Source organism: Gilvibacter sp. CC01, from assembly GCF_055755295.1.
Genome location: NZ_CM146909.1, coordinates 541,048 through 552,998, shown reverse-complemented (window position 1 = coordinate 552,998; position 11,951 = coordinate 541,048). Strand labels below are relative to the sequence as shown.

At 44.6% G+C, this 11,951-nt stretch carries 8 protein-coding genes and 1 other RNA gene; 5 read left to right on the top strand and 4 right to left on the bottom strand.

Translation table 11 applies throughout. From position 1 onward, the window contains the following. The first annotated feature begins 14 nt into the window (after nt 1-14). The gene (glyA, locus tag AC0J2F_RS02585) at nt 15-1,289 is read left to right on the top strand and encodes a serine hydroxymethyltransferase (RefSeq protein WP_473008555.1); all 1,275 of its coding nucleotides are present in this window, start codon (nt 15-17) and stop codon (nt 1,287-1,289) included. A 77-nt stretch (nt 1,290-1,366) separates the two neighbouring features. Then, complete coding sequence (locus AC0J2F_RS02580; protein WP_473008553.1) at nt 1,367-4,711, top strand: VCBS repeat-containing protein; 3,345 nt, start codon at nt 1,367-1,369, stop codon at nt 4,709-4,711. On the opposite strand, the gene AC0J2F_RS02575 is transcribed toward AC0J2F_RS02580, so the two are convergent. From AC0J2F_RS02575 to AC0J2F_RS02565, 3 genes are all read right to left on the bottom strand, one after another. After that, the gene (locus AC0J2F_RS02575; protein ID WP_473008552.1) at nt 4,708-6,261 is read right to left on the bottom strand and encodes a hypothetical protein; all 1,554 of its coding nucleotides are present in this window, start codon (nt 6,259-6,261) and stop codon (nt 4,708-4,710) included. The genes AC0J2F_RS02580 and AC0J2F_RS02575 overlap by 4 nt on opposite strands. Before the next feature lie 60 nt (nt 6,262-6,321). After that, on the bottom strand, nt 6,322-7,506 hold the full coding sequence (locus AC0J2F_RS02570; protein ID WP_473008550.1) for a carboxypeptidase-like regulatory domain-containing protein: 1,185 nt from the start codon (nt 7,504-7,506) through the stop codon (nt 6,322-6,324). Between the two features lie 93 nt (nt 7,507-7,599). Then, entirely contained in the window at nt 7,600-8,658 is a 1,059-nt protein-coding gene (locus tag AC0J2F_RS02565; RefSeq protein ID WP_473008548.1) for a glutaminyl-peptide cyclotransferase, read from the bottom strand. A gap of 108 nt (nt 8,659-8,766) precedes the next feature. Between AC0J2F_RS02565 and ffs the strand changes: the two genes are divergently transcribed. From ffs to fsa, 3 genes are all read left to right on the top strand, one after another. Beyond that, nucleotides 8,767-8,865: signal recognition particle sRNA small type (ffs, locus tag AC0J2F_RS02560), an RNA gene on the top strand. A 56-nt stretch (nt 8,866-8,921) separates the two neighbouring features. Further along, on the top strand, nt 8,922-9,725 hold the full coding sequence (locus AC0J2F_RS02555; protein WP_473008546.1) for an SDR family oxidoreductase: 804 nt from the start codon (nt 8,922-8,924) through the stop codon (nt 9,723-9,725). Nucleotides 9,726-9,825: 100 nt separating this feature from the next. After that, nucleotides 9,826-10,479, top strand: coding sequence for a fructose-6-phosphate aldolase (gene fsa / locus AC0J2F_RS02550; protein ID WP_087524952.1), 654 nt, complete (start codon nt 9,826-9,828; stop codon nt 10,477-10,479). An 8-nt stretch (nt 10,480-10,487) separates the two neighbouring features. On the opposite strand, the gene AC0J2F_RS02545 is transcribed toward fsa, so the two are convergent. Then, nucleotides 10,488-11,912, bottom strand: coding sequence for a TlpA family protein disulfide reductase (locus AC0J2F_RS02545; protein WP_473008545.1), 1,425 nt, complete (start codon nt 11,910-11,912; stop codon nt 10,488-10,490). Nucleotides 11,913-11,951 lie beyond the last annotated feature (39 nt).

Below are 11,951 nucleotides of genomic sequence, written 5' to 3'. Positions count from 1 at the left end.
TTTAAGCTTATAAAATGCAACGCGATACCGAGATCTTTTCCCTAATTCAAGAAGAAGAACAACGACAACTCAACGGTTTGGAACTTATTGCTTCTGAGAACTTTGCAAGTCCTCAGGTTATGGAAGCTACGGGTTCTGTACTCACAAACAAATACGCCGAAGGCTATCCTGGCAAGCGGTATTACGGAGGCTGTGAAGTAGTGGATAAAGTGGAGCGATTAGCCATTGAGCGTGCCAAAGAGCTCTTCGGGGCCGAATACGCCAACGTTCAGCCGCACTCCGGGTCTCAGGCCAACACAGCGGTGTTCGCCGCTTGTTTAAAGCCGGGAGACACCTTTATGGGCTTTGATCTGGCACATGGAGGGCACTTGACACATGGATCTCCGGTAAACTTTTCGGGTAAGCTTTACAGACCTGTTTTCTACGGAGTGGATGAAGAGACTGGCCTATTGAGTTATGATAACATCATGGAGATCGCCAAGCGCGAAAAACCAAAAATGATCATAGCCGGGGCTAGTGCCTATTCTAGAGAGATCGATTATGCGCGTTTCCGCGAGATCGCAGACGAAGTAGGAGCCTTACTTATGGCAGATATTGCGCATCCGGCAGGACTTATCGCTAAAGGCCTAATCGCGGATCCGGTTCCACATTGTCACGTGATCACTACTACTACCCACAAGACTTTACGCGGGCCTCGTGGTGGACTCATCATGATGGGTAAAGATTTTGACAATCCTTTTGGGATAACCTTAAAGAACGGTAATCTGCGTAAGATGTCATCGCTATTAGACAGTGGTATATTCCCTGGGAATCAAGGTGGTCCTTTGGAGCATGTTATTGCGGCTAAAGCAGTAGCTTTTGGAGAGGCTCTTTCTGAGGAGTTCTTGCATTATATGGTACAGGTTAAAAAGAACGCTAAGGTCATGGCGCAGGCCTTTGTAGACCGCGGTTATGAGGTAATTTCTGGCGGAACTGACAATCATATGATGCTCATAGATCTGCGCAACAAAGACATTACCGGAAAAGCTGCAGAGGAGGCCCTTGGCCGAGCAGAGATCACGGTGAATAAGAACATGGTACCTTTTGATACCCAATCGCCATTTGTTACCTCTGGGATTCGCATCGGAACTCCGGCAATTACTACGCGCGGCTTAAAGGAAAACGATATGGAGACCATAGTTGAACTAATAGACCGCGTGATCCAAGCTCCTGACAACACTGCAGAATTGGAAGCCGTGGCCGAGGCAGTAAACGCCTTGATGGCTGGGCGTCCCTTATTTAACGCTTAGGGCTTGCTTATCTGAAGCTACGCAGCTATATTTGGAGGACTTCCATCTGCGCTTTAGCGCATTAAAATGTGACTTGAATGAAGTACTCCGGCTTTATCTTATTTGCTCTGGCGGCCTGTCTGCAGAGCTGTGATAATTCACCCAGCATTGCTAGTATTGAACGCCCACTGGCTACTACAGTCAATGCTGACAATACAGAATCTACTTTTTTAGAACTGCTTAACCCAGCCAGTACCGGGATCAGCTTTAAGAATGGTATTGTAGAAACGGAATACAAGAATCACCGTTCCTATACACAGATATACAATGGAGGAGGAGTTGCCGTAGGAGATCTCAACGGCGACGATCTGCCCGATCTCTATTTTGCGGGAAACTCCGTTGACGACAAACTCTACTTTAACCAAGGAAATTTTAAATTCAAAGAAGTTACTGTAGAAGCTGGAATTGGTAATTATGTAGCCGGTTGGTCTTTTGGGGTGAGTATGGTAGACATTAACTCAGATGGACTTCTTGATATCTATGTTTGTAAGGCTGGGCCATATTCAAATCAACAATATTTAGCGAACCGCCTATTTATTAACAAAGGAGATGGTACGTTTAGTGAAGAGGCTGCTGCTTACGGCTTAGACATTAAGAACTACAGTGTTCAGGCGGCCTTTTTAGATTATGACCTAGACGGAGACTTGGACATGTACTTGGCGAATCACCCCATGCCCGGGTCGGATAAAAAGAATCCGAAAAGTTTTGCCAGCTATGTTAAAGCGATCAACGATGGGGTCCTTAGAACGGATAATTTCTACGAGAACGAAAACGGAAAATTTGTAGAAAAGACCGATGCTGCTGGCCTGGTCAATTACGGTTATAAAAACGCCATTGGCGTTGGAGATCTCAATAAAGACGGGTATCCGGACATGTATGTCTCTACAGATTTTGGAGAGCCAGACCTCTACTATGTGAACAATGGCAATAAGACCTTTAGCAACAAGGTACGCGAAAGCATGAAACACATTACTTATTACAGTATGGGTAGTGATGTGGTTGACGTTAATAACGACGGACAGTTAGACATCTATGTTACGGATATGACGCCGGACGATCACGTGCGCTCCAAAACCTTTATGCCGAGCATGGATACCGATAAATTCAATGCCTTTGTACATTTTGGTTTTCACCATCAATACATGCTGAACTCTTTGCAGCTCAACAATGGAGATAACAGCTTCAGTGAATTGGGACAATTTGCCGGTATAGCAAAGACCGATTGGAGCTGGGCACCGCTATTCTTCGATATAGATCTAGACGGTAAAAAAGATCTTTTTGTCACCAACGGAATTAAAGAGAACCTTAACGATAACGACATTAAAGAAAAGGTCTTTAGTCAGCAAGATGCCTTACAAAGGCCGCTATCACTGCAAGAGTACCTTGAATTGGTTCCTTCTGATGTGACTCCAAACCAAGTCTTTAAAAATAAAGGCGAGCTCAAGTTTACCGATGTCTCTACCGCTTGGGTGGATAATGCCAATTTCAATTCCAATGGTGCAGCTTATGCGGATTTAGATAGAGATGGGGATCTAGATATGATCTTAAATAATATGGATGCTGAGGCTGCCATATACAGGAATAACAGTCCGAGCGGTCAAAGCGGAAATTCTTTAATGCTCGATCTTGAAGGACCTAGTGGAAATTCCTTTGGTTTAGGAGCAAAAGTTACTGCTACCCTTGACAATCAGATCGTGTATTATGAGCATTATCCGTCCAGAGGTTATTTGTCTTCTGTTGACTATACTGCGGTGCTCGGAATTGGTGAGGCTGCAACTGTACGTAGTTTAGAGGTGGTTTGGCCCGACGGTAAAGTTCAGACCATAAACGATATCCCTGCTAATAGCAGGCTTAAATTAGCCTACGGCGGAGCTTCTAGCGTGACTACTTCGCCAGAGCAGCCAGAGGCCTTATTAGCCAAATTGGATCCGCAGCAAACCGGATTGAATTTTTATCATAAAGAAGACCGCTTCAACGATTTTAGAAAACAAGTATTACTGCCGTATTCGCAGTCACAGAACGGACCTTTCTCTGCTCAGGCAGATGTCAATGGCGATGGCTTAACTGATATTTTCGTAGGAGGTGCCGCCGGCAGTCCGGCAGCTTTATACATGCAGCAGCCCGATGGTAGTTTTAAAGCCAATCAAACTTCAGGTTGGTTGCAAGATGCTCCGTATGAAGATACTGGTGCAGTCTTTTTAGATTACGATAGCGATGGCGATATGGACCTCTATGTTGCCAGTGGGGGAGCAGCGGCTCCAGAAGGCGATGCCCTGTATCAAGACAGGCTTTACGAGAATAATGGTGCTGGTGTATTTAAACGCACGCAGGGAGTTTTACCGGTTGAAACAACGAGTAATCAGGTAGTATTGGCAGAAGACGTAGATGCCGATGGTGATATTGATCTCTTTGTAGCGGGCCGAGTAATTCCGGATAAGTATCCATATGCTCCGGAGTCGCGATTGCTGATTAATCAAAACGGGCGTTTTCAAAACATCACCCAGCCAGACTTGAAGCGCGTTGGACTGGTGACCAGTGCTGTCTTTTCAGATTACGACGGCGATGGTGATAAGGATCTGGTCATAGTAGGTGAGTGGAGCCCCGTGCAGTTCTTTGCCAATAATAAAGGTACTTTTCGCAAGCAGAATTTTAAAGGCTTCGAGGATTCCAACGGTCTTTGGTTTGCCATACAAGAGGCAGACCTGGATGGCGACGGCGATATGGATTACCTTTTGGGCAACCTCGGTACCAATTCCAAAATGACGGCCAAAGAAGATAAACCATTTCATGTCTTTTGTGACGATTTTGACAATAACGGGACTTACGACATTGTCTTCTCTAAAGATTATAAAGGCAAGCTAGTGCCTATGCGAGGACGTGAATGCTCCTCAGAGCAGATGCCGTTTATCTTAGACAAATTCACCAACTTCCAATCTTTTGCCAATGCCTCCTTGGGAGAGATCATAGGAGAAGATAAATTGGCCTCAGCCCTGCATTACAGCATTAAAGATTTCCATCATATGGCGCTTATTAACGAAGGTGGTGGGTCTTTTACCCGTGTCGAATTACCTCGAATGACCCAAGTGGCACCTATTATGGACTTTGAAGTGGTAGACTTAAATGGAGACGGCACTCAAGAGATCATAGCTGTGGGGAATTTGTATCCCACAGAAGTAGAGACCACGCGTTATGATGCTTCTCGTGGTTCGGTGATGCAGTTCAAGGACGGAAAATTCCATATGCTCGCAGATTCGGAGTCTGGTTTGGCCGGAGGTGGCGACGCCAAAGATGTGGATCTGATCACGCTGGCCAATGGCGAGCGTCGTCTGTTGGTGACCAACAACAATGGGCCACTAGAGGTCTATCGTCTGAATCAGCCTTAGTCTTCGTCTGGAAATACAACGCTTTCGTAGGCTCCAGCATCGAAAGGAGAAGTTCGTGCAACATTGAGAATGTCAAATGGAACTATTGCTGTTCCAGAGGCATCTAAACCGTTCGCTCCTGAATCGTCAGGAATATTCAACTGATTCTCAAAAGGCGCCAAAAACAACGGATCTTCATTAACCACTAAGTTGTTGTATCTACTCGCATTAGTGAAGTCGTAGAGCGGATCACCATCAAACACTCCTTGCACATCGTTAAAGCGCAATAGGGTATTGGTAAAATTGTAGTTAAAAGCTGCGCCGCCGCCATCTATCAAGCCGAGCTCGATATTCTCGTTGCCGTAAATGATACAATTGGTAAAGTTGGCTTCGATAAGGTCTTCAAAGCGAATATCCGTCTCACTCAATACTAAAACATTGTCTAATTGTACGGCTGGGAAGCTTCTAAAGCTATCGTTCCAATAATTGACAAAAGTGCAATGTCTAAAGTTGTAGCGTCCGCCAAAACTCAATGCCAAGGCAGATTGTCCGGCATTGTTTATCACCACGTTCTGACCGTCCACATATCCTGTACGGGCCAAAAGGCCAACATTCGAACTGTTGTAGATTTGCACATTGTTCAACACTAGGGTAGGGTCTGCAGAACCGTCGTTGCGATCCATTAAAATGCCAACAGTGGCATTTTTAATGGTGGTATTGGTAAAGGTGTGTCCTGTGCTCCCTTGGGTCAGCCAAATGGCGCCCCATTGCCCAGGAACATCTGCAAATCCAGGTTCTAATCGATCGCCTTCAAAAATAACTTCGTTTTCCAGTGCTTCAGCATCTCCGCTAGGCGCACCATTAGAGATCATGGTGGCATTGTTCGCTACAAGTATGCCACTATTGGCATGAAAATGTACACGAGCCCCAGGGTTTACCGTAAGGGTGCTTCCGCTATTAACTGCCGCATAACCGTAGATCACATAAGGCTTCTCATTGGTAAAAGTCAATTCGTCGTCCTCCAAAATGAATCCTTCGATCAAAATGGGTTCCCCATCGGCATCAGTTCCTAAATTCAAGGTCTCTACAACGCCATCTGCATCGCGCTCCGGAAACAGGAACACCGCATCTTGTACCAGGGTTACCAGTTCAACGTCTTGCTGATTGGCGCCGCTGTCAAATTGGATCTGATCGGTATATAGGAATTGATTGGCTGTAGCGGCAAAATCTTCTATGTCCACAGTGGTCTCTACAAAGACAAAAATGCTGTCCTTGGCACGGATCACCACATCTTCAAAAGTTTTACCCGGAATTCCATCGACATTCAATCGGTAAAGAGAGCTTTCTCCTTGTCCTAATTGTACGGTTGGGATGTTGATATCCTCATCTCCACGATTGTATACCTTTAAGTTATAGGTGCTGGAACCGATATTGGTAAATACCGTATCGAGATAAACGGTATCTCTGGAAAATTCCAACATACCTGTATTGGGTACGGTTTCAAAATCGTTTCGACAACTGGAAAGGAGAACAACAAAACCCAAGATAGTCAGGGCAAGTAAGCTTCGCATAAAGATCTATTTTGTGTAAAAATATAACTTTTTGCATAGCATCTTATTGTGCGTAGCTCCTTATTTGCGTTTTTTGCGCGCCCTGCGTGCTGCCTTTTTCTTTTCGCGTTCTAAACGCTGAAACTCAATAGTGTTGGCATACCGAGCTCTATCTTCTTGTAATTGCGGATTGCCGTTAAAATTGGTCGACGGATTATAGGACGATCTAAAGTCTTCTGGGTATACTTCAGTGACGCTGATTCCGCCTTGTTTAACAACTAGCTGACCAACTACTAACATGTTTTCAAATTCAGTGCCTGGAACCATCTTTACATTTAAAGTATCGGTTGATCTAGCAATGGGAAGCTCAACAGTTTCAAATCCAACATAGCTGAATTGGAGTTCTTGTCCTGGTTTAACTTCTATTTCAAAGTTTCCATCAAAATCGGACATTGTGCTGTGCGTTGTACCGCGAATTACAACGGCTACACCAGGCAGGGGTAGGTCCGTATCGTCGATTATATTGCCACGCACAGTTTTGACCGTATCATTATCAACTTGCTTTTCCATGGGTTCTTCCAGTTGTAAAACTCCTCCAAGTGTGACGCTTACACGCTTAATGGCCTGAGCCACAACGACCACCTCTGGTAAATGTTCTGGGCTGTATTGCAAAGCAAAGCTATAGATGTCTTGGTGCTCATGGACTTGAATTTCTTCCGTTAGATAGAGGTAAGAGCTAAAGCGTAAAGTGTGTCCCACCTGAGCCTTTAAGCGGTAAGTTCCCTTATTGTCTGTTTGGATTTGATCGTTGGTTTCTAAGATGCTTATTCTTACTCCGGGTAGAGGATTTCCTGCGGTATCGGTAACCACGCCTTTAATATCTTTATACGCCTGCTGTTTTTGGCTCCCAATATGGAGTGAGACATAAGACGCATCTCTAGAGAACTGTTTTGGCGACTCTTGTCCGTAAGCTGAACTAGCTGCAAGCATAGCCAAAGGCAATATAAAAGACGCAGCCAGAGGGGGTAAGATAGCGTTTCTTCTTACCGAAAGATCAATGGGTCGATTGAGCTGATCTGATCTAAAGCGTCCGCAGATATTGTCGTGCTTTTTAGAATAAGAGGCAATGAATTTATCTGACTTGGCAGTAAAGTCGACAACGGTCTTGGCACAACTTTCGCAGTGCCTCCCGAGTCCTTGTGGAGTCATTTGGTTCCAGTCTTCGTGACAGGGTTCCGGGATCTGAAGGGTAATCTTCTTGGCCATAAGGTTGATTTAAGTGTTACTCAAATCACCTCAAAATCCATCAGAATAAAAATGCAGAACTAGGGAACGGCCCTTTTCAATGAGGGAAATGGATTATTGCACTTCTGCAATAGCCACTTTAAAGAGTTTTTCCCAGCGTTTACCGGTCAAATAGAGTGTATTAGGCTCGCCTTTATATGCTATACCGTTTAGTACATTGTCTTCGCTGGCCTGTGCCACCTGATCTTTAAGGGTACGGGTGTTGATCACACCTTCTACGGCTCCAGTAGCTGGATTGATTATGGCAATAGCATCTCGCTGCCACACATTGGCGTAGATCTTTCCGTCTACAAATTCCAGTTCGTTGATATTGTCGATCTTGGCGCTGTGGGTGTATACCTCGATATAATCTTCTTCTATCAAGGTTTCTGGATCCAGGATCCAGATCCTGGAAGAGCCGTCGCTCTTGTAGATCTTCTTTCCATCGTTGCAAAGACCCCAACCTTGTCTGCTATCGCCGTAATTGAAGAAATCGAGCTTCTCCATACTGTCTAGGTCGTAGATCAGGCCAATACCACGCTGCCAGGTCAGCTGGAGGATCTTGTTGTCTTTAATAGTGAGTCCCTCTCCAAATTGATTACCAGGTAGTGCTACGGAGTTAACCACCGTACCGCTTTTGTAATCGACCTTGCGCAGAGTGCTTTCTCCGTATTGTCCGGTGCTCTCGTATAAGGTATCGCCAACAAATTCAATTCCTTGTGTAAAGGCTTTAGTGTCGTGTGGATAGGTCTCTAAGATCTCGTAGCTATAGGCTTTAGGAGCCTTGGCAGCCAAGACTGTAATATTCTTTTGGGTCACAAAACGATCTTCACCACTGTAAATACGAGCCAAAATGGTTCTTTGTCCGACCTTTCCATCTGCAATGCGAATGCTCGCATTGCCATCCGCAGCAGCTGCAAAACGCACATCGTCTATAAAGTAAGCAACGGAGTCTACTTGTTTATTATTTGCATTGTATAGACTCACTTCCATGGTCGCATCAGCTTTCATGGTAGCTTTGTCCTCTGAGAAGTTCAGGTTAAAGCCGTGCTCGTCTTTAAGGTTTGGTTCTGCACAAGAACCTAAGAATAAGGCTATTGAAATCGGTAGGAAAAGCGTCTTGAAATAGTTCATCCCAAATTTTTTGGCAAGTTATCCATTTTGCGCTAAAATCAAGGCAAAGAGATTTTAAATTCAACTTAAAATTCATTGCAAATATTAAGAATGAGCGTATCTTTGCAGCGGCAAGTCCTACACAACCAGCTCCTGTTGAATCCCCCAGGGTGGGAACACAGCAAGGGTAGACGGTCGTAGCGGTGTGATGTAGGTAGCTTGCCATTTTTTTTGCCCTTTGGTCAAGGATTTTGCATTTGCTATTTTTGGCCCATAGCAGTTCTATGAGTAAGGTAGTTTTTATAACGGGAGCATCATCAGGTATTGGCAGAGCCATTGGCGAGCTACTACACCAAAAGGGCATGGTCGTTTACGGTACAAGTCGTAATCCGTCAAAGATCACAGACTCTCCTTTCCCTTTAATTCCTTTAGATGTTAACGATCCGCAGAGCATAACAGAAGCCGTTGCCTGGGTATTGGCAGAAAAGGGTCGCATCGATGTTTTGGTAAACAATGCAGGTGTGGGGATAACAGGTCCCATAGAGGAAACTCCAGATGCCGAGATCAACAAAGCATTCGACACCAACTTTTACGGTCCTATCCGCGTGATAAAGGCGGTAATGCCAGCCATGCGCAAAGCAGGGCATGGCCGCATAATTAATATTACTTCTATAGCAGGTTATATGGGCTTGCCTTATCGCGGAATTTACTCCGCCAGTAAAGCCGCCCTTGGAATTGTTACGGAGACCTTGCGTATGGAAGCGCGTGAGTTTGGTATTTCTTTTACAACGGTTGCACCCGGAGACTTTGCAACCAATATCGCTGCCGGTCGCTATCACGCTCCGCTAAAAGAAGATTCTGCCTACTACAACAATTACAAGGTGTCTTTAGACCTGATGAACGAGCATGTAGACGCCGGTGAGGATCCTGCAGCCATGGCCAATTTCGTGCATCGGCTTATTCAAAAGAAAAAAGTTAAGGTACACTACCGTGTAGGGGCGCCCTTGCAGCGACTGTCTATCGTACTTAAAAGACTGCTGCCAGATACTTGGTATGAGTCTATGCTCAGAAAGCACTACAAGCTCTAGCAGTTATTAACAGTTTTAGTAAATAATTTTTACTGCGGATGGCGCGTTGGCTTTTCGAGCTTGCTTATTTTTGTATCCATAATCACACATCTGGAACTTTATGAAATTTTTTATCGATACCGCCAACCTTGATCAGATCCGTGAAGCCCAAGAATTGGGAATTCTTGACGGGGTTACCACCAACCCATCACTAATGGCCAAAGAGGGCATTACCGGACAAGATAATATCCGCCAACACTATGTAGACATTTGTAATATTGTAGACGGAGATGTTTCTGCGGAGGTGATCTCGACCAAGTACGAGGATATGATCGCAGAAGGAAAGGCATTAGCGGCTTTGCACGAGCAGATCGTGGTTAAAGTTCCTATGATCAAAGACGGTGTGAAAGCCATCAAATACTTTAGCGACAACGGTATCCGTACCAATTGTACCTTGGTATTCTCTGCTGGACAAGCTCTTTTGGCTGCTAAGGCAGGAGCTACATATGTCTCTCCTTTTATCGGTCGTTTGGACGATATTTCTACGGACGGTTTAAATCTTATCAATGAGATCCGCTTGATCTATGACAACTACGGATTTCAGACACAGATCCTTGCCGCTTCAGTACGACACACCATGCACGTTATAGACTGTGCTAAAATTGGTGCCGATGTAATGACAGGGCCTTTAAAATCTATCGAAGGTCTGTTGAATCATCCGCTAACGGATATCGGTTTAGAGAAATTCCTCGCAGATTACCGCAAAGGAAACTAAGCGAAGGTTTATGGGACTCGGTTGAGATAACCGAGTAATTGCACTTCAAAAGAACTGCCAAAGATATTGGTGTTGTTCTCAATGATACGACCTCGCGAGTCAACTATGATCGCTTTGTTCGGAGAATTGAGAACCAACTCGCGTTCTGCCTGAACCGCGTCGTTGAATCGGTATTCGGTCTTTTCGTTAAAAGTGCGCAGCGCCATGGTCTTGAGCCATTTCTCATGGTTTTGATCTACGCTGATACCCACAAAATCAAATTCTGGGTATTTGGCTTTCATCTCTGCTGCCTTTTTGTGAATGCGCTTGTTGTGGTTAGACGAACCAGCAGACCAGAAGAAAAGCACCGTAGGTCGGTTTATGAGACTGTGTAGGTCCTTTATGGTATTGTCTGTGGTAACTACCATCTGATTCGGCAGTGGGTTACCAGGGATCATCTTATCACAGGCTTGATGCAACAATTTCATTTCTTTATGCTGCGCCTTGCTGCTGTTCTTTTGCATGAACAAATCAAAGATCTCCTCGCTGCTGTCTTGATCTTTAGAATTGATTAGGTAGCGACGCGTGGTGGCGTACAACAGGTTGTTCTTTAAGGAATCGTGTGTTATTACACTGTCTATGAGTTTCAGCTTCGCCTTGGTGTGTAAGGGAGATGTTCTGTCAAACTTTGCCCGATTCATATAAGTGGTGTAGCTCACATTATCTAGAAAAGACGAAATATATCTGTAATACGGATAATAGGTGTATAAGTGCTCATCGCCGTAATTCACACCGCTTCTAAAGGCGTAAAAATTCTCTGGCAAGGAGTTCATATTCTCTAAATGGTTACTGCCGTAATGGGCAAAGGGATAGAGTTCCTTTTTTGAATAGTAATCGAAGTCAATACTGGCTTGAGCAACCTCGTTAAAGCCTGTGGAGGTCTCGTGTTTTTCTTGGAATCGATTCAAGATTTTTAGACGAATATTACGCATGCTGTCTAAAGAGGCACTAAAAGCTTCTGGGCTTTTCTGATAATAGCTCGGCATAAGCTTTTGCTCTTCTTCGTTGTGCAAGAACATTTCTATCAGATAGTTGTTCTTTGCTGCGCCAGTACCGGAGTAGGCTAAAGATTCGTCGAAGTCCAAAGTGTTAACGCGCAGCATTATGCTGTCTCCAGGTTCTATGTATACCAGCTGATATTCCTTGTGGATAAAACTGTAGAGACCTGGAACAAGACTATCGAATTTATATCGGAAAAAGTTGTCCTTATCTAAGAAGATAGTGTCGACCACGCGAGAATTTTTAGCCAAAAGGACAAAATCTTCTGAGGGGTTGATAATTTCACCACCAAACCATGTGTTTATTTCTTGTAGTTTATCGCTCTTACAAGCCCCAAAAAACAAGGGGAGTAACACACTTAAGGGAAACAAGTATTTTTTAAACATGCGCTCCATAAAGAATCCTTACAAAAATAAGCGCTCCGCCCTGAGCTT